General features: G+C 68.3%; 15 protein-coding genes and 1 riboswitch. Of the genes, 11 read left to right on the top strand and 4 right to left on the bottom strand.

What is annotated here, in order from left to right:
* The first annotated feature begins 102 nt into the window (after positions 1–102).
* The 10 genes from clsA to AQJ67_RS32935 all read left to right on the top strand — a co-directional run bounded on the left by clsA (position 103) and on the right by AQJ67_RS32935 (position 10351).
* Entirely contained in the window at positions 103–711 is a 609-nt protein-coding gene (gene clsA, locus AQJ67_RS32980; protein ID WP_062723010.1) for a cardiolipin synthase ClsA, read from the top strand.
* 115 nt (positions 712–826) lie between these two features.
* The gene (locus AQJ67_RS32975; protein ID WP_062723009.1) at positions 827–3322 is read left to right on the top strand and encodes a mannose-1-phosphate guanyltransferase; all 2496 of its coding nucleotides are present in this window, start codon (positions 827–829) and stop codon (positions 3320–3322) included.
* A gap of 96 nt (positions 3323–3418) precedes the next feature.
* Entirely contained in the window at positions 3419–4330 is a 912-nt protein-coding gene (locus AQJ67_RS32970) for a DUF881 domain-containing protein (protein ID WP_107123045.1), read from the top strand.
* The gene (locus tag AQJ67_RS32965) at positions 4327–4659 is read left to right on the top strand and encodes a small basic family protein (protein ID WP_003988855.1); all 333 of its coding nucleotides are present in this window, start codon (positions 4327–4329) and stop codon (positions 4657–4659) included. Before AQJ67_RS32970 ends, AQJ67_RS32965 begins: the two co-directional genes overlap by 4 nt.
* Positions 4660–4664: 5 nt before the next feature.
* The gene (locus AQJ67_RS32960; RefSeq protein ID WP_062723007.1) at positions 4665–5507 is read left to right on the top strand and encodes a DUF881 domain-containing protein; all 843 of its coding nucleotides are present in this window, start codon (positions 4665–4667) and stop codon (positions 5505–5507) included.
* A 61-nt stretch (positions 5508–5568) separates the two neighbouring features.
* Positions 5569–6474 carry an FHA domain-containing protein gene (locus AQJ67_RS45880; protein ID WP_079056298.1) on the top strand — a complete coding sequence of 302 codons (906 nt, stop codon included), beginning with the start codon at positions 5569–5571 and terminating at the stop codon, positions 6472–6474.
* 41 nt (positions 6475–6515) lie between these two features.
* Positions 6516–7253: a transcriptional regulator FtsR gene (ftsR, locus tag AQJ67_RS32950; RefSeq protein WP_062723005.1), complete on the top strand. Its 738-nt coding sequence runs from the start codon at positions 6516–6518 to the stop codon at positions 7251–7253.
* 85 nt (positions 7254–7338) lie between these two features.
* Positions 7339–7812, top strand: a complete 474-nt coding sequence (locus tag AQJ67_RS32945) for a bifunctional nuclease family protein (RefSeq protein ID WP_004002801.1) — start codon at positions 7339–7341, stop codon at positions 7810–7812.
* A gap of 283 nt (positions 7813–8095) precedes the next feature.
* Positions 8096–8755 carry a MerR family transcriptional regulator gene (locus AQJ67_RS32940; protein WP_079056297.1) on the top strand — a complete coding sequence of 220 codons (660 nt, stop codon included), beginning with the start codon at positions 8096–8098 and terminating at the stop codon, positions 8753–8755.
* 117 nt (positions 8756–8872) lie between these two features.
* On the top strand, positions 8873–10351 hold the full coding sequence (locus tag AQJ67_RS32935; RefSeq protein ID WP_079056296.1) for a DNA polymerase IV: 1479 nt from the start codon (positions 8873–8875) through the stop codon (positions 10349–10351).
* A 302-nt stretch (positions 10352–10653) separates the two neighbouring features.
* Here AQJ67_RS32935 and AQJ67_RS32930 read toward each other — a convergent pair whose 3' ends face one another.
* Positions 10654–11061 carry a PRC-barrel domain-containing protein gene (locus AQJ67_RS32930; protein WP_062723003.1) on the bottom strand — a complete coding sequence of 136 codons (408 nt, stop codon included), beginning with the start codon at positions 11059–11061 and terminating at the stop codon, positions 10654–10656.
* Between the two features lie 124 nt (positions 11062–11185).
* Positions 11186–11282, top strand: a riboswitch (glycine riboswitch).
* A gap of 176 nt (positions 11283–11458) precedes the next feature.
* On the opposite strand from AQJ67_RS32930, the gene gcvP reads away from it, so the two are divergent.
* Complete coding sequence (gene gcvP / locus AQJ67_RS32925; RefSeq protein ID WP_062723002.1) at positions 11459–14344, top strand: aminomethyl-transferring glycine dehydrogenase; 2886 nt, start codon at positions 11459–11461, stop codon at positions 14342–14344.
* Positions 14345–14444: 100 nt separating this feature from the next.
* Here gcvP and AQJ67_RS32920 read toward each other — a convergent pair whose 3' ends face one another.
* From AQJ67_RS32920 to AQJ67_RS32910, 3 genes are all read right to left on the bottom strand, one after another.
* Entirely contained in the window at positions 14445–14864 is a 420-nt protein-coding gene (locus AQJ67_RS32920) for a TOBE domain-containing protein (protein ID WP_062723001.1), read from the bottom strand.
* Positions 14865–15607: 743 nt separating this feature from the next.
* Positions 15608–16129 (bottom strand): hypothetical protein, encoded by a 522-nt coding sequence (locus AQJ67_RS32915; RefSeq protein WP_062723000.1) that lies wholly within the window; start codon positions 16127–16129, stop codon positions 15608–15610.
* A 102-nt stretch (positions 16130–16231) separates the two neighbouring features.
* A complete protein-coding gene (locus AQJ67_RS32910) occupies positions 16232–18193 on the bottom strand; it encodes an APC family permease (RefSeq protein WP_062722999.1) in 1962 nt (653 codons plus the stop codon).
* Between the last annotated feature and the right edge of the window lie 220 nt (positions 18194–18413).

Raw genomic sequence — 18413 nt, 5'->3', positions numbered from 1 at the left:
AGAGCTCTGGCTCTTGGGCAAACAACCCAAGAGCCAGAGCTTTTTTGCGTTGAGGTAGGGTCAGGGGGCATCGTAAGTACGTTTCCCACAGGAGGCCCCCGGGTGGAGGTCCAGGAGACTCGTGTTCAGACGGACCGGGTCCTCACCATCCCCAACATCCTCAGCATGGCGCGGCTGCTTGGCGTGCCGCTGTTCCTGTGGCTGATTCTCAGGCCTGAGTTCGGCGGGCCGGAGAGTGACGGCTGGGCCCTTCTGGTGCTGGCTCTGAGTGGCGTCACTGACTACCTGGACGGCAAGCTCGCGCGGCGTTGGAACCAGATCAGCAGCCTCGGCCGGCTGCTCGACCCCGCGGCTGACAGGCTCTACATTCTCTCGACGTTGGTCGGTCTCACCTGGCGCGAGATTCTGCCCGTCTGGCTGACCGCTGCACTTTTGGCGCGCGAGCTGGTTCTGCTGGTCATGGTGGGCATCCTCAGACGGCATGGCTATCCGCCGCCGCAAGTGAACTTCCTGGGGAAGGCCGCCACCTTCAACCTGATGTATGCCTTCCCGTTGCTGCTGCTCAGTGACGGAAGTGGATGGATCCCGTCACTGGCTGCTATTTTCGGATGGGCGTTCGCCGGATGGGGTACGACGCTGTACTGGTGGGCAGGAGTCCTCTACGTGGTACAAGTCCGCCGCCTGGTCCGTGCGGACGCCATGGCCGATTGAACTCGCGGATTGAAGCTGCCTTAGCGGCTCGATGGCCCGCAGTGGAAAAGTGCGGGACAATCTGGACGGGTGAAGTCGGCTAGACCGTCGTCTCTTCGAGGAGGACGCTTCCGACATGAAGGCCGTCGTGATGGCCGGGGGCGAAGGCACGCGCCTTCGTCCCATGACCTCAAGCATGCCCAAGCCGCTCCTGCCGGTGGCCAACCGGCCGATCATGGAGCACGTTCTGAGGCTGCTCAAAAGGCATGGTCTGAATGAGACCGTCGTGACAGTTCAGTTCCTGGCCTCTCTGGTCAAGAACTACTTCGGTGACGGGGAAGAGCTCGGAATGGAGCTCACCTATGCCAACGAGGAGAAGCCACTCGGTACCGCCGGAAGCGTCAAGAACGCCGAAGAGGCGTTGAAGGACGATGCTTTCCTTGTCATCTCCGGTGATGCCCTGACCGACTTCGACCTCACCGAGCTGATCAACTTCCACAAGGAAAAGGGCGCGCTGGTCACGGTCTGTCTGACGCGTGTGCCCAATCCGCTGGAATTCGGTATCACGATCGTGGATGAGGAAGGTCAGGTCGAGCGCTTCCTCGAGAAGCCGACCTGGGGGCAGGTCTTCTCGGACACCGTGAACACCGGTATCTATGTGATGGAGCCCGAGGTCTTCGACTACGTCGAGGCCGACGTTCCCGTGGACTGGTCCGGCGATGTCTTCCCGCAGCTGATGAAGGAAGGCAAGCCGATCTACGGGTACGTTGCCGAGGGCTATTGGGAGGACGTTGGTACTCACGAGAGCTACGTGAAGGCGCAGGCCGACGTCCTGGAGGGCAAGGTCGACGTCGAGATCGACGGCTTCGAGATCTCGCCGGGTGTGTGGGTGGCGGAAGGCGCCGAGGTGCATCCGGATGCCGTTCTGCGCGGGCCTCTCTACATCGGGGATTACGCCAAGGTCGAGGCCGGGGCGGAAATCCGGGAGCACACCGTCGTCGGCTCGAACGTGGTCGTGAAGAGCGGGGCCTTTCTGCACAAGGCCGTGGTCCACGACAACGTGTACATCGGGCAGCACAGCAATCTGCGCGGTTGCGTCGTCGGGAAGAACACCGACATCATGCGCGCCGCTCGGATCGAGGACGGCGCGGTCATCGGGGACGAGTGCCTGATCGGTGAAGAATCGATCGTCCAGGGCAATGTACGCGTCTATCCGTTCAAGACGATTGAGGCCGGCGCCTTCGTCAACACCTCGGTGATCTGGGAGTCCAGGGGGCAGGCGCATCTCTTCGGTGCCCGTGGTGTCTCCGGGATCCTGAACGTGGAGATCACGCCCGAGCTGGCTGTGCGCCTCGCCGGCGCGTATGCGACGACCCTGAAGAAGGGGTCCACCGTCACGACGGCCCGCGACCACTCCCGTGGCGCGCGGGCGCTGAAGCGGGCGGTCATCTCCGCGTTGCAGGCCAGCGCCATCGACGTACGCGACCTGGAGAACGTACCGCTGCCTGTGGCGCGGCAGCAGACCGCGCGAGGTAGTGCCGGTGGGATCATGATCCGGACGACGCCCGGGGTGCCGGATTCCGTGGACATCATGTTCTTCGACGGGCGGGGAGCCGACCTGTCGCAGGCCAGTCAGCGGAAGCTGGACCGGGTGTTCGCGCGGCAGGAGTACCGGCGGGCGTTCCCGGGGGAGATCGGGGACCTGCATTTTCCGGCCAGTGTCTTCGACTCCTACACCGGGTCGTTGCTGCGGAACGTCGATACGACGGGGATTTCGGAGTCGGGGCTGAAGGTCGTCGTCGATGCCTCTAACGGCAGCGCGGGGCTTGTGCTGCCCAGTCTGCTCGGCAAGCTCGGTGTGGACTCGCTGACGATCAATCCCGGGCTCGACGAGTCCAGGCCCACGGAGTCGGCGGATGCGCGGCGGTCTGGGCTGGTGCGGCTGGGAGAGATCGTGGCGTCCGCGCGGGCGGCGTTCGGCGTGCGGTTCGATCCGGTCGGAGAGCGGCTGTCGCTGGTCGACGAGAAGGGGCGGATCGTCGAGGACGACCGTGCGCTGCTCGTCATGCTGGACCTCGTGGCCGCGGAGCGGCGCAGCGGGCGGGTGGCGCTGCCGGTGACCACGACGAGGATCGCCGAGCAGGTGGCGGCGTATCACGGGACTCAGGTGGAGTGGACGACGACCTCGCCGGACGACCTGACGCGCGTGGGGCGCGACGACACGACGATCTTCGGTGGTGACGGCAAGGGCGGGTTCATCGTCCCGGAGTTCAGCAGCGTCTTCGACGGTACGGCGGCCTTTGTACGGCTGATCGGCCTGGTGGCGCGTACGCAGCTCACGCTCAGCCAGATCGACGCGCGGATTCCGCGGGCGCATGTCATCAAGCGGGATCTCGCGACTCCGTGGGCCGTCAAGGGGCTTGTGATGCGGCGGGTCGTGGAGGCAGCAGGAGATCGCTTTGTCGACACGACCGATGGTGTGCGGGTCGTGGAGACCGACGGGCGCTGGGTGATGGTTCTGCCCGACCCGGCAGAAGCGGTCACGCATCTGTGGGCGGAGGGGCCGGACGACGCGTCCGCGCAGGCTCTGCTGGATGAATGGGCGGCGGTCGTGGACAGCGCCGGCCGCTGAAGCACGACCACGCGCGCGTGCCGGACGGGCCTCCACAACGGGCCCGTCCGGCACGCCGGTGGGGCCATTCGGAGGTATCGGTGGCGACGTGCGACGATGTGCGGCATGCCGCAGCCCCCCGTTCGGAGCACACCTACGCGCCCCACGCGTCCGGACGCGTCCATGTCGCTACTCACCAACGTCATGGATCACAGCCTCGACGACGGCTATGCCGAGGCAGCCGCCCGCAAGAAGGCCGCCGGCGAGGGTGGCCTGCCGAAGACGCTCAGGGCGAAGCTGGGGCTCGCGGCCGGGCTGGTGCTCGCGGCGCTCGTGGTGACCGTTGGTGCCGCGCAGGCGCGGGTCGCGGCGCCCGTCGTGGCCAAGGAGCGCGAGGAGCTGGTCGACCGTATCGACCGTGAGACCGCGGCGGCGGACCGGCTGGAGGAGAGCGTCGACAAACTGCGCGACGACGTGAGCGCGCGGCAGCGGGAGGCGCTCAAGTCGACCGGCGACAGCGAGCAGGCGGATCTCGTGGGCATCCTGGCGGGCTCTGTCGAGGTGCACGGGCCCGGGGTGAAGCTGGTCGTGAACGACGCCAAGGAGGCCGGTGCAGGCGGCGACGGGGACCCGCGCGGGACGTCGGGGTTCTCCGACACCGGCCGTGTGAAGGACCGGGACATGCAGCGCGTGGTCAACGGGCTGTGGGAGTCCGGTGCCGAGGCCATCGCCATCAACGGGCAGCGCTTGACCGCGCTCTCCGCGATCAGGGCGGCGGGCGACGCGATACTGGTCGACAACAAGCCGCTGGTCCCGCCGTACACCGTGCTTGCGGTGGGGGACGGGGAGCGGCTCCGCGACAGGTTCCAGGCGAGCGTCAACGGGTTGTACCTGGATGCACTGCGTGAGGAGTACGGCATCCGCACCGGCATCTTCGTGGAGGACGACCTCCGGTTGCCCGCCGCACCGAGTGTGATCGTGCGTACCGCACAGCCGAACACCGAGAAAACCGAGAAGGGCACATCGTGATCGCCGTACTGGGCCTCGTCGTGGGAGTAGTGGCCGGCCTGTTGGTCCGGCCTGAGGTTCCGGCGGTCGTCGAGCCTTATCTGCCGATTGCCGTCGTCGCGGCACTGGACGCCGTGTTCGGCGGCCTGCGGGCCATGCTTGACGGCATCTTCGACGACAAGGTCTTCGTCGTGTCGTTCCTGTCCAACGTGGTGGTGGCCGCGCTGATCGTTTTCCTGGGCGACAAGTTGGGTGTGGGAGCCCAGTTGTCCACCGGTGTCGTCGTCGTGCTCGGCATCCGTATCTTCTCGAACGCCGCGGCGATTCGCCGGCACGTGTTCCGGGCGTGAGGCCGATGAGCAACCACGAGGAGAGCGCGGAGAACAGGCTGCGCAAGGAGCTGCCCGAGGAGGTCCCGGCGGCCGCGGAGTCGACGGAGGCCGTGGACAGCGCCGCCGAGGAGCAGTCGCCTCAGCTGACCGGTCGGCAGCGGTTGGCGAAGGGGTTGTGGCCGCCCCGGGTCACCAGGGCCCAACTCATCGTCGCCCTGCTGCTGTTCGGCCTCGGCTTCGGTCTGGCCGTCCAGGTCGCCTCGAACAGCGACGGTGACAGTGCGCTGCGCGGCGCACGTCAGGAAGATCTCGTTCGCATCCTCGATGAACTGGATGACCGAACTCAGCGTCTTGAGGACGAGAAGCAAGGTCTGGAGAAGCAGCGGGACGAGCTGGAGAACAGTTCGAACCAGGCCGAGGAGGCCCGCAGGCAGACGGTCGAGAAGGAGAAGCAACTCGGCATTCTGGCGGGCACTGTGGCCGCGCAGGGACCCGGTATCACGATGACCATCGAGGACACGAAGGGGACGGTCGAAGCGGACATGCTGCTCGACGCGATCCAGGAGCTGCGCGCCGCCGGCGCGGAAGCGATCCAGGTGAACGGCGTGCGCGTCGTCGCCGACACCTATCTGACCGATTCGGGCAACAGCGTGAGCGTCGACGGGAACAAGATCAACGCTCCCGTTCGTTTCAAGGTCATCGGCAAGCCGCAGGACCTCGAACCGGCGCTCAACATCCCTGGAGGCGTGGTGCAGACCTTCGAGAAGGAGCAGGCCACCGTGACCATCGAGCGGTCGGACAAGATCGTCGTGGACGCCTTGCGAGTGGCGAAGCGGCCTGACTACGCTCGGTCGTCCTCGCAGTGAACCGGGGGTGCATGGGGGACGTCCGGCGAGGGCATGAGGTTGCGGGGGGTCGGCGCACCGAATGGGTGGTGCGTGGTGGAAACTGTCTGGTGGAGACGGACGTTGTGAGGATGTCCGGGTCGGTCAGAGAGTGCAGTCAGGGTTCGTCCTGCCCCACGGGCGGGTCTGTTTCGGTCAAGGGGAATCGCCCGTGAAGTTGTTTGCGAAGTTGTTCGGCAAGAGCGCGCGAGAGGGTAGCGACAACGCGACCGCTCGTCACCGCACACAGGGGGATGACGAGGGTCAGCGCCCCCTGTTCCGGGACCAGGTGTCTGGGCCGGGCGGTGACATTTTCGGAGGTCAGGGCGCGCCGTCGGTTGACCCTGGCCAGTCCGGCGGCATAGGTTTCGGGCAACCGTCAACCTCGAGTACGGGTGGAGGGTTTTCCCCGATGTCGGCCCTGGTGTGTACGAGGTGCGGTAACCGCAACGCGGAGAACAGCCGCTTCTGTTCCAACTGTGGCGCGCCGCTGCGGGCCGGTGCGGCGCCCGAGCGTCCGTCCGAGACGACCTCCACGATCTCCATCTCCGGTCTGGAGGCCTACGACGCCGAGACCACCGGTCAGACCGCGATCCCGGCGCTGTCGCCCGAGGCCCAGGCCGCCGTGGACGCGCTGCCGCTGGGCTCCGCGCTCCTGGTGGTGCGCCGTGGGCCGAACTCGGGCAGCCGGTTCCTGCTGGACGGCGATCTGACCACGGCCGGGCGTCACCCGCAGAGTGACATCTTCCTGGACGACGTCACGGTCTCGCGCCGGCACGTGGAGTTCCGCCGGGCGCAGGACGGCTCGTTCACGGTGGCCGACGTCGGCAGTCTGAACGGCACGTACGTCAACCGTGAGCGGATCGACCAGGTCGCTCTGAACAACGGCGACGAGGTGCAGATCGGCAAGTACCGGCTGGTCTTCTACGCGAGCCAGCGGGGCTACTGACCCTCCCCCGGAGCCCGTCCGGGGAGAACCAGGGAAGGTCCATGCTGAAAACACCGAGCGGCGGTGCCGGGCACGGTATCGCCGCCACGGACGGTCGGCTGCTGAGCATCGGCGCGGTGCTGAACGTGCTGCGCGAGGAGTTCCCTGACATCACCATCTCCAAGATTCGTTTTCTGGAGGCGGAGGGTCTCGTCGAGCCGCGGCGGACCCCCTCGGGGTATCGCAAGTTCAGCGCGCAGGACGTCGAGCGGCTCGGCCATGTGCTGCGGATGCAGCGGGACCACTATCTGCCGCTCAAGGTGATCCGCGAGCACCTGGACGCCATGGAGCGTGGTGAGGCCGCCGCGCTGCCGGCCGTGTGCCGCCAGCGTGATGGAGAAACGGTCCTGGAGGCCGTCCAGGCCCCCACGGCGGCCCGGATCGGGCGGGCCGCGCTGCTCGCCGCCGCCGAGATCGGCGAGCAGGAGCTCGCGGAGTGGGAGTCGTACGGCCTGATCACTCCGCTGCCGGACGGGGCGTACGACGCTGAGGCGGTCACCGTGGCCGGGCTTGTCGCCGAGCTCGGGCGGTTCGGGATCGAGCCGAGGCATCTGCGGGTGATGAAGGGCGCCGCCGACCGTGAGGCCGGGCTCGTGGACCAGGTCGTGGCGCCGCTGAGACGGCACCGCAACCCGCAGACCAGGGCTCACGCCGAGGCGCGCGCCAAGGAGCTGGCGGGCCTCACCGTGAAGCTGCACGCAGCGCTCGTGCAGACCGCTCTCGGGGTGCGGCTGCCCTGAGCGGGGCATGCACAGGAAGGCCGGATCGGCCACCCGTTCTCTGCCCGACTACCCAAACGTCCCGAGCACGGCCTAGGGTTGCTGTGTGAACGAGCTCGATGTCGTAGGTGTCCGGGTCGAAATGCCCTCCAACCAACCGATCGTGCTCCTGCGTGAAGTGGGAGGCGACCGCTACCTCCCCATCTGGATCGGGCCGGGGGAGGCGACGGCCATCGCCTTCGCCCAGCAGGGCATGGCCCCCGCGCGACCGCTGACCCACGACCTGTTCAAGGACGTGCTGGAGGCCGTCGGCCAGGAGCTCACCGAAGTGCGCATCACGGACCTACGTGAGGGTGTCTTCTACGCCGAGCTGGTGTTCGCCAGCGGCGTCGAGGTGAGTGCCCGCCCGTCCGATGCCATAGCGCTGGCCCTGCGCACCGGAACGCCGATCTACGGCAGCGACGGGGTCCTCGACGACGCGGGCATCGCGATCCCGGACGAGCAGGAGGACGAGGTGGAGAAGTTCCGCGAGTTTCTCGACCAGATCTCGCCCGAGGACTTCGGCACCAGCAGCCAGTGAGGACTCGAAGCCCGTGAGGAGACGTGGGCGGCGACCCGGCGGACTTGCGGTCCGTGGTGGCGCGGCCCACAGTCGGTTACAACTCAAATGCCGGCATTTGCCAGCGGCGAGGGAGAGCGTCCTGCGGCCCGCTCCGAGTGCATTCGGCTAGCCTTTCCCCGCGGTGGGGTACGGGAAACCACTCCTAGGGTGATTATCACTCGGCGTGCCGAGTGTGGCGATCGTTGACGCACCCCTGGTGACTGCCTACCGTCGAGAAGGCAGGTCAAGGACGGAGGTCGGCGTGAGAAGCAGCGGCGACGGTACGGCTGGGGGTGCCCCCGGACGTCTCGGGGCGAGCGGCCCGTACCCGCTTCACGGCAGCCCGCTTCAGGGCAGCGCGGCCGATCACGCTCCGCAGCGACCGACGGCCGTGCCGAGCAGCGGCGGAGGGGCGGCGTCCATGGAGACCGAGCAGATCGGCTACCGGGGTCCGACGGCGTGTGCGGCCGCCGGCATCACCTATCGGCAACTGGACTACTGGGCGCGCACCGGACTCGTCGAGCCCAGCGTGCGGCCCGCGTACGGGTCGGGGACGCAGAGGCTCTACAGCTTCCGCGACGTCGTCGTTCTGAAGATCGTCAAGCGGTTCCTCGACACCGGTGTGTCGTTGCAGAACATCCGCACCGCCGTGCAGCATCTGCGGGAGCGGGGCTTTCGCGATCTGGAGCGCATGACGCTGATGAGCGACGGCGCGACGGTGTACGAGTGCACGTCGCCGGACGAGGTGCACGCGCTGCTTCAGGGTGGGCAGGGGATCTTCGGGATCGCCGTGGGCGTGGTGTGGCGGGACGTCGAGGGCGCCTTGTCGCAGCTGCACGGGGAGCGGATCGACACCGGGGAGACGCTGGTCGGGCACAACCCGGCGGACGAGTTGGCTCGGCGGCGCAACCGGGCCGTCTGAGCTCGTTGGCGGCAGCCCTATCCCCTGGCCGGTTCGAGCGCCGTGGGTTGTGCGGAGGGCCGTAAATCATGCGGTCGTGGCAGGGCATTGTCAGTGGCGTGAGGCAGCATCGGAGATGTGAGGAACGCGCCTACGATCCTGCATCTCGACATGGATGCCTTCTACGCCTCGGTGGAGCAGGCATCCAAGCCGAGCCTGCGCGGCAAGGCCGTGGTCGTGGGCGGGCTCGGGCCGCGGGGAGTCGTCGCCACCGCCTCCTATGAGGCTCGGGTGTTCGGGGTGCACTCGGCGATGCCCATGGCCCAGGCACGTCGGCTGGCACCGAATGCCGCGTATCTCGTGCCGCGTTTCGGGATCTACCGGGACATCAGCGAGCAGGTCATGGCGTTGCTGCGCGAGTTGTCGCCGCTGGTGGAGCCCTTGAGCCTGGATGAGGCTTTCGTGGATCTGGAGGCGGGGGGTTCGGCCTGGGACGAGGAGTCGGCGCGGTTGGTGGGGGCGAGGCTGCGGGCCGACATACGGGCGGTCACGGGGCTCGCGGGGTCGGTGGGGCTGGCCGCGTCCAAGATGCTCGCGAAGATCGCCTCGGAGCAGGCCAAGCCCGATGGGCTGGTGGTCATCGAGCCGGGGTCGGAGCGGGCGTTGCTCGGGCCGATGTCGGTGCGGACCCTGCCGGGAGTGGGGCCGGCGACCGGGGACCATCTGCGGCGGGCCGGGATCCACACGGTGGACGAGATCGCCGAGGCGGGGGAGGACGAGCTCGTACGGCTGCTGGGCAAGGCTCATGGGCACGCCCTGTACGCCATGGCGCTGGCCCATGACGATCGGCCTGTGGTGGCCGAGAGGGAGGCCAAGTCGGTGTCGGTCGAGGACACGTATGACGTGGACATCCATGACCGGGTGCGGGTCGGGCTGGAGGTGCAGCGGCTGGCCGACCGGTGTGTGCGGCGGTTGCGGGGGGCCGGACTGTCGGGGCGGACCATCGTCCTGAAGGTGCGGAGGTACGACTTCTCCACGCTGACCCGTTCCGAGACGCTGCGAGGGCCCACGGACGATCCGGCGGTGGTGCGGGAGGCTGCGGCTCGGCTGCTGGATTCTGTGGACACGACGGGTGGGGTGCGGCTGTTGGGGGTGGGGGTCAGCGGGCTGGCCGACTACACGCAGGAGGATCTGTTCGCGCAGGTGGCGGGGGAGGGGGCGGCGCACTTCGCGGAGGACGGTGAGGAGGAGCCGGCTGGTGAGCAGCGGGTCGCGGGGCCCGTGGAGCGGCGGTGGGTTGCCGGGCACGACGTGCGGCACGTCGAGTACGGGCATGGATGGGTGCAGGGGAGTGGGGTCGGGCGGGTGACCGTGCGGTTCGAGACGCCCGAGTCTTCTGGGCCGGGGAGGGTGCGGACGTTTCGGGTTGATGATCCGGGGTTGGAGGGGGCGGAGCCGTTGCCGTTGGTGCGGGACAGGTCTGTGGGGCGGGCTGGAGAACCTGGAGAAGCTGGACTAGTTCGGGGCAGTGGGGGAGCTGGTGGGTCTGGGGCTGGTGAAGCCTTAGAGGTGAGGGGGGCTGGGCTGGCGGGGGAGCGCGGCGTGGCCGGGGCTTGAGCGCGGCTGTCTCTGCCTGGTGGGAGGGCTGTTGGCGGTGCCCGCTGTCCGAGCAGCCGGATGGGGCGCGGCGCGTGCGTGGCCGGGGCCTGTGTGCGGCGGCCTCGTGCGGATGCCTCTGCTGGGCAGGCGGGGCGCGGTGTCCGGCGGCTGCGTTGGTGGGCCGAGCCACGAGAGGGGGAGTCATGGCTGGGTGCTGGGTGCTGGGTGCACGTGGAGTCGGGAGACGTGGTGAGGCGGCGTCGTCTGGGCTCCGTTGGGGGGCGTGGGTTGCCCATGGTGCTGGTCGGCGGGATGTGGGGTCAGGGGTGGGGGTGGGTTGGCCTGGGGCCGTTGTCTTCTGGGGTTTCCTGGCCTGCGATGTTGCCGAAGTCCCGGTCCGGGGGTGGGAGAGGAGGGGCTACGTCGAGGCCGTAGTGGTGGTAGAGCTGGAGTTCCTGTTCGGGGGAGAGGTGGCGGCCTACGCCGAAGTCGGGGGCGTCTTTGATCAGGGCTCGGTCGAAGGGGATGTGGAGGCTGCCTTCTACCAGTTCGCTGGGCTCGAGGGGGACGAAGGCGTCGCGGGAGAACAGGCCGGTGCGTATCGCTGCCCATTCCGGCACTCCGGTCGCGTCGTCGAGGTAGACCTCGTCGATGGTGCCGATCTTGGTGCCGTTGCGGTCGAAGGCCTTGCGGCCGATCAGATTGCGCGGATCGATGTCGGTCTGCACGGACCCTCCACTTGTTCGCAACTCATCCGGAAGCAGTCGTAAGCACTACGAAAAGGCAGATTGGTGAGCGCGGCCACTCGAAGGTACGTGCGTTGACCCCGCTGGTAGGCTGGCTAGCGGCTGCTGACCCCGTGCGGGAGAGTCCTCCGGACACCATCCGGAGGCGCCGAAGGAGCAAATCCTCCCCGGAATCTCTCAGGCACACGTACCGCACGGACGAGGTCACTCTGGAAAGCAGGGCGGGTGTCGACGGCTTCCGCTCTCACCGACGGTGAAAGCCGGGCGCCCTGTGGTGACCCGGTGAAGCTCTCAGGTTGAGATGACAGAGGGGGAGGCCGTCCGGGTACCCGTGCCGTGGTGCCCCTCGAAGGTCGTGTCAGACCAGGAGGCCTCCGTAATGACCGCCCATCGCATTCCGCTCTCCGAGCTCGAACAGGGGATCCCTTTCGAGCAGCGTCATATCGGGCCTGATCATGAGGCTCGGGCCAAGATGCTCGCCCACGTCGGGTACGGCTCGCTCGACGAGCTCACCGCCGCCGCCGTGCCGGATGTGATCAAGAACGCCGACTCCCTCGATCTGCCGGGGGCGCGTACCGAGGCCGAGGTGCTCGCCGAGCTGCGGTCGCTCGCCGATCGCAATCAGGTGCTGGATTCCATGATCGGGCTCGGGTACTACGGGACCTTCACGCCGCCGGTCATCCTGCGGAACGTGATGGAGAATCCGGCCTGGTACACGGCCTACACGCCGTATCAGCCCGAGATCTCGCAGGGGCGGCTCGAGGCGCTGCTCAACTTCCAGACCATGGTCGCCGACCTCACCGGGCTGCCGACCTCCGGTGCCTCGCTGCTCGACGAGGGGACGGCGGCGGCCGAGGCCATGTCCCTGTCCCGGCGGATGGGCAAGAACAAGAAGGGGCTGTTCCTGGTCGACGCGGATGTGCTTCCGCAGACCATCGCCGTGATCGAGACCCGGGCCGAACCCACGGGGGTCGAGGTCGTCGTCGCCGACCTCAGTGGGGGGATCCCGGCCGACGTCGCCTCGCGTGAGATCAACGGCGTGCTCCTTCAGTACCCGGGTGCCTCCGGTGTCGTACGCGATATCAAGCCCGTCATCGAGCAGGCCCATGAGCTCGGCGCCCTTGTCACCGTCGCCGCCGATCTGCTCGCGCTCACGCTGCTGAAGTCGCCCGGCGAGCTCGGGGCGGACATCGCGGTCGGGACGACGCAGCGGTTCGGTGTGCCGATGGGCTTCGGGGGGCCGCACGCCGGCTACATGGCCGTACATGAGAAGTTCGCGCGCAGCCTGCCGGGGCGCCTCGTGGGCGTGTCCGTGGATGCCGATGGGAACAAGGCGTACCGGCTGGCCCTGCAGACGCGTGAGCAGCACATTCGGCGGGAGAAGGCCACCAGCAACATCTGTACGGCTCAGGTGCTGCTCGCCGTGATGGCCGGGATGTACGCCGTGTACCACGGGCCCGACGGGCTGCGCGGCATCGCCCGGCGCACGCATCGGTACGCCTCCGTCCTGGCCGCCGGGCTCGCTGCCGGTGGGGTCGAGGTCGTGCACGGCTCCTACTTCGACACGCTGACCGTACGGGTGCCGGGGAAGGCCTCCGAGATCGTCGCCGCCGCCCGGCAGAACGGGGTCAACCTGCACCTCGTCGACGCCGACCACGTCTCCGTCGCGTGTGACGAGACCACGAACCGGGCCCAGCTGGGTGCCGTGTGGACGGCGTTCGGGGTCGAGGGGGACATCGAGGCGCTGGACGCGGTGACCGAGGACGCGTTGGCGGACGGGCTGCTGCGCGACGACGAGTACCTCACGCACCCCGTGTTCCACCAGCACCGTTCCGAGACCGCGATGCTGCGCTACCTGCGCAGGCTCGCCGACCGCGACTACGCGCTGGACCGGGGCATGATCCCGCTGGGGTCCTGCACGATGAAGCTCAACGCGACGACCGAGATGGAGCCGGTCACCTGGCCGGAGTTCGGGCAGCTGCACCCCTTCGCGCCCGCCGAGCAGGCGCAGGGCTATCTGACGCTCATCCGTGAGCTGGAGGAACGTCTCGCCGAGGTCACCGGGTACGACAAGGTGTCGTTGCAGCCCAACGCCGGGTCGCAGGGTGAGCTGGCCGGGCTGCTCGCCGTGCGCGGATACCACCGGGCCAACGGGGACGAGCAGCGGACCGTGTGTCTGATTCCGTCCTCCGCCCATGGGACCAACGCGGCCAGTGCCGTCATGGCCGGTATGAAGGTCGTCGTAGTGAAGACCGCCGACGACGGTGAGATCGACGTCGAGGACCTGCGGGCGAAGATCGAGAAGCACCGGGACGAGCTGTCGGTGCTGATGATCACGTACCCGTCGACGCACGGTGTGTTCGAGGAGCACGTCGCCGACATCTGCGCCCAGGTGCACGAGGCCGGCGGGCAGGTGTACGTCGACGGCGCCAACCTCAACGCGCTGGTGGGGCTGGCCAAGCCGGGGCACTTCGGCGGTGACGTCTCGCATCTGAATCTGCACAAGACCTTCTGCATTCCGCATGGTGGCGGCGGTCCGGGTGTCGGGCCGGTCGGTGTGCGGGCGCATCTTGCGCCGTATCTGCCGAACCACCCGATGCAGCCCGCCGCCGGGCCGGAGACGGGGGTCGGGCCGATCTCCGCCGCGCCCTGGGGTTCCGCGGGGATCCTGCCGATCTCCTGGGCGTATGTACGGCTCATGGGCGGCGAGGGGCTGAAGCGGGCCACGCAGGTGGCCGTGCTGTCCGCCAACTACATCGCCAAGCGGCTGGAGCCGCACTACCCGGTGCTCTACACCGGGCCGGGTGGGCTCGTCGCGCACGAGTGCATCATCGATCTGCGGCCGCTGACCAAGGCGACCGGGGTGAGCGTCGACGACGTGGCCAAGCGGCTCATCGACTACGGCTTCCATGCGCCGACGATGTCGTTCCCGGTGGCGGGGACGCTGATGATCGAGCCGACCGAGTCCGAGGATCTGGGTGAACTCGACCGGTTCTGCGAGGCGATGATCGCTATTCGTGGGGAGATCGAGAAGGTCGGGGCGGGGGAGTGGCCTGCCGAGGACAATCCGTTGCGGAATGCTCCGCATACTGCCGGGGCGTTGAGTGGGGAGTGGGGGCACGCCTACGGCCGTGAGGAGGCTGTGTTCCCGGCTGGGGGGTCGGTTGCCGACAAGTACTGGCCGCCTGTGCGGCGGATTGATCAGGCCTTCGGGGATCGGAATCTCGTGTGCTCTTGTCCGCCGATGGACGCGTATGAGGGCTGACGTTTGCGGGGTGTGCTCGCGGGGCCTGTAGGGCTGCGGGGGTAGGTGTGCGGAGGGCTCCGTTCCGGTCGTGGTTGGCCGGGGCGGAGCCCTTTGCGGTTCATGTTGTTGTCAGGGCTACCTCTGTTGCCTTGATCAGGGCGATGACGGGCGTGCCGGGGGTCAGGGCGAGGTCGGTGGTGGCGTCGGTGGTGATGGCTGCGGTGAGGGCTGCGCCGTCTACGGCGATCTTGACTGAGGCCATTGCGGGGCCTGTGGCGATGCCGGTGATGGTGCCGGGGAGCTGGTTGCGGATGGACAGGCCCTGGATCGGGGTGGTGGCGAGGGAGATGTCTGTGGCTTTCACCAGAGCGGTTACGGGGGTTCCTTGGGTGAGGGGGAGGTCGTTTAGGGCGTCCAGGGTGATTGCTGCGGTGAGGAGTTGGCCGCCGGTGAGGTGGATTTTTACGGTGGCCATGGCTTCGCCGGGGGTGATGGCTGTGATGGTGCCGGGGAGTTGGTTGCGGATGCTCAGGGTCATGGGGGTGCCTCGCTGGCTGACGGTGGGGGTGTTCGGGCGTTCGGGTGTGCGGGTTGTGTGGTTTTGAGGGGTTTGGGTCCCACCGTAGTTGGGCTGAGGTTGAGGGGGTGTGTTGCCTGGCCGAGCCTGTAGGGGTGCTGGTCGGTTGCGACGGGTGGTTTTCGCCCCCGCCGCCCCTACCCGTCCCATCCCTTGAAGGGGCTCCGCCCCTTCGACCCCGCCAGGGGGCTGCGCCCCCTGGACCCCCATCGGCCTGAACGGCCTCGTCCTCAAACGCCGGACGGGCTGGGGATGCCTGGGTCGGTGTTGAGGAGGGGTGCGGGCAGGCATGAGGCGGAGCTCGTGGGTGTGAGGCCTCGTCGTCGAACGTTGGACGGGCTGGGAGCGCGTGGGCAGTCATGCGGCGAAGCCCCGTGCGGGTGGGTGGGGCTTGGGGCGGCACGGTCTCCCCGTCAAGCGTTGGACGGGCCTGGGGCGGGGTGGAGAGGGGCCGCGGGCAGTCGGTGGAGAGGGGCCGCGGGCAGTCGTGAGGCTGAGCCCCGTGGGGTGGGTGGGGGGTTGGGGCGGTGCGGCATCGACGGCGAATGCTGGTCGGGTTGGGGGTGCCGGTCCGTGTTGGTGTGGGCGGGTTCGGCTTGTGGGGTTGAGGTCGAGGGGCGTGGCTCAGCGTCGGACGGGGGAGGGGTGGAGGTCTCGGCTGGTGTCGAGGGACTTTGTCTTGGGCGTCGGTTGGAGGGTGGGGGTCAGGAGAAGCCTGATGCTCTGAGTACGGCCTGGGTGGTGGCGTCGTCGATCTGGTGGGCCAGTTGCTCCAGGACGTCGGTGCCTTCGAGCAGGGTGCCGTGTGCGCGGGAGCGGCGGACTCCGGTGTCGAGTTCGTGCCAGAGGAAGGGGTTGGCGATCAGGACGCGGGGGTCCAGGTCGAGGCGGTTGCCGTCTGTGTCGCGGAGGGTGAGGAGGGCGGTGACGCGGCCGTGTCGGCGTACGGCGACGAGTTCGTCGGTGCGGACGGTCTGTCGGCGTAGGAGGCCGCGGACCTCCAGCCAGCCCGGGCCCGCCGTCACGCGCTGGGGGAACAGGATCGTGAAGAGCAGGGCGGTCAGGGCCAGCCAGAGGAGGGTGCGGGCCGGGGTGAGGGTTGCCCCGTCCAGGTCGACCAGGAGGGTCATGCCGAGGAAGAGCAGAGCGCAGCCGAGGGCGAACCGGGCACTGCCGCGCCAGTGGCGGTCGCCGGTCGGGGTCGGACGCCGTCCGTATCCCAGCACAGTGCCGACGGTAGGGGTCCGGGCGCCGGAACGACCCCGTGCCTGCGGTGCTCTGACGCCTTACGGCGCAACCTTGACGCGATCCTGATGGGCGCGGCCGTTTCAGCCGGTGTGTACGCGGGGCCGGCGGTCCCGGTCCGGCTCGGCCTCGCGCAGTACCTCTCGGGTGACCGGGGCGACCTCGCCCTGGCCGAAGAGGAAGAAGCGCAGGAAGTTGGTGAAGGGGTTGCCCTCGGTCCACTCGAAGTAGATGTGGGGGATGCGGTCGGTGGAGTCGCGGACGTGCAGGAGCAGGGCGGCCAGGGCGTTGGGGATGGAGGAGGACTCCAGGGTCAGGACCCGGTAGCGGTTGTGCAGGACCTCGCCGCGTACGGTCAGGCCCGCCTCGAACTCGGACGGGTCGGTGACCGTCACCTCGACGAAGACGAAGTCCTCCTGGTCCGGGATGTCGTTGTCGGCCCGGATCTGCTCGATCTTGTCGCGGTACTCGGCCTTGTCCCGCCGGTCGGGCTCATTGGCGATGAGGCGGATCTTGCGGCTGGCCATGTCTCTGACGAAACGTTCCGCCATGCCGTCGAGCGTCACGTCGGTCACGCGGAGCTCGAAGGCACGGGCCAGTCGGGACAGGAGTGAGACCAGGATGATGCCGGCGATGAAGCAGGCGCCGATCTTCACACCGTCGGGGCGTTCGATGACGTTGACGACGGTGGTGTAGAGGAACACCGCCGAGATGACCGCGAAGCCGATGGTCCAGTTGCGTTGGCCGGCCTTGCGGGCGGCGATGGTCACGGCGATGGCGGCCGAGCTGATGAGGACCAGCACGCCGGTGGCGTAGGCGCCGCCCTGGGCGTCGACGTCGGCGTCGAAGATCCAGGTGACCAGGAAGGCGACCAGGGTGAAGACGATGACCATCGGGCGGACGGCCCTCGCCCAGTGCGGGGCCATGCCGTAGCGGGGCAGATAGCGCGGCATCAGGTTGAGCAGACCGGCCATGGCGGAGGCGCCGGCGAACCACAGGATGGCGATCGTCGAGGCGTCGTAGACCGTGCCGAAGGCGCCACCGAGGTACTCGTGCGCCAGGAATGCCAGCGCACGGCCGTTGGCCTGTCCGCCCGACTCGAACTCCTTCTCCGGGATCAGCAGCGTGGTGATGAAGCTCGTCGCGATCAGGAAGCAGCTCATGATCACGGCTGCGGTGGTGAGCAGCTTCTTCGTGTCCCGGATACGGCCCCGGGGGCTCTCCTCGGTCTCGCCCGGGTCGCCCTTGACGTGCGGCATCACGGCTACGCCGGTCTCGAAACCGGAGAGGCCCAGCGCCAGTTTGGGGAAGACGATCAGGGCCACGCCGATCATGACGAAGATGTTGCCGTGCTCGGCCGTGAGGGCGTTGGACCAGTCGGTGACGACGTGTCCCTCGGTGACGACGTGGTAGAAGCCGACGGCCACCACGACGACGTTCAGCGCGAGGTAGGCGCCGACCAGGGCCACGGCGACACCGATCGCCTCCAGGAACCCCTTGAGGAAGACCGCGCCCAGCAGGGCCACCAGGATGAGGGTGATCAGCATCTGCTTGTCGTGCAGGGCGCTGTTCAGATGCGGGTTCTCGACCAGGTGCGTCGAGGCGTCGGCCGCCGACAGGGTGATGGTGATCAGGAAGTCGGTGGCGGCGAAGCCCAGCAGGGTCAGGACGAAGAGCTTGCCCTTCCAGAAGGTCAGCAGCCGCTCCAGCATCGCGATCGAGCCCTGGCCGTGCGGGCTCTCCTCGGCCACGCGCCGGTAGACGGGCAGGGCTCCCGCCAGGGTGACGATCACCAGCACGATCGTGGCGACGGGTGACAGCAGGCCGGCCGCGAGGGCCGCGATGCCCGGCTGGTAGCCGAGGGTCGAGAAGTAGTCGACGCCGGTGAGGCACATGACGCGGTACCAGCGTTGGCCCTTGTGCTCCAGCTTGGACTCGGGCTCGGCCTGCTGTTCCTCGCGGCCGTGGCCCTTGCCCATGTCGGACAGGCCCTCCAGCATCCAGGCGCGCAGGCGACTGGGCGGGGGGTGTTCGGTCGTGGCCATCGGCGTGCTCCTGATGTGCGGGTCGGCGCGTGGTTCCGGCCATCACGCGGACGGCGGCACCAGCGTAAGCAGAGAGTGACGCGCGGGCCCACGGATCGGGGTGCTGCGGGCGTCAAGCTTCCGTTAAGACTCGGCATGTCGGCCGTGGCTGCGGTACGAGATGCGCGGTTCGGCGCTGGTCGGGGGTGGCTGGGCCGGTAGGGCGTGGTTGGGCTGATGG

Source organism: Streptomyces caeruleatus, assembly GCF_001514235.1.
Lineage (GTDB): Bacteria > Actinomycetota > Actinomycetes > Streptomycetales > Streptomycetaceae > Streptomyces > Streptomyces caeruleatus.
Note: the sequence above shows the minus strand (reverse complement) of the source record. Positions and strands in the feature narration are given on the sequence as shown.

What these genes read in the sequence shown, in the direction of transcription:
- AQJ67_RS45880 (WP_079056298.1), top strand. Translation starts at nt 5,569, where the DNA reads ATGGGTGGTGCGTGGTGGAAACTGTCTGGTGGAGACGGACGTTGTGAG.
- AQJ67_RS32960 (WP_062723007.1), top strand. Translation starts at nt 4,665, where the DNA reads ATGAGCAACCACGAGGAGAGCGCGGAGAACAGGCTGCGCAAGGAGCTG.
- AQJ67_RS32920 (WP_062723001.1), bottom strand. Translation starts at nt 14,864, where the DNA reads ATGACCCTGAGCATCCGCAACCAACTCCCCGGCACCATCACAGCCATC.
- ftsR (WP_062723005.1), top strand. Translation starts at nt 6,516, where the DNA reads ATGCTGAAAACACCGAGCGGCGGTGCCGGGCACGGTATCGCCGCCACG.
- AQJ67_RS32970 (WP_107123045.1), top strand. Translation starts at nt 3,419, where the DNA reads ATGTGCGGCATGCCGCAGCCCCCCGTTCGGAGCACACCTACGCGCCCC.
- gcvP (WP_062723002.1), top strand. Translation starts at nt 11,459, where the DNA reads ATGACCGCCCATCGCATTCCGCTCTCCGAGCTCGAACAGGGGATCCCT.
- AQJ67_RS32910 (WP_062722999.1), bottom strand. Translation starts at nt 18,193, where the DNA reads ATGGCCACGACCGAACACCCCCCGCCCAGTCGCCTGCGCGCCTGGATG.
- AQJ67_RS32975 (WP_062723009.1), top strand. Translation starts at nt 827, where the DNA reads ATGAAGGCCGTCGTGATGGCCGGGGGCGAAGGCACGCGCCTTCGTCCC.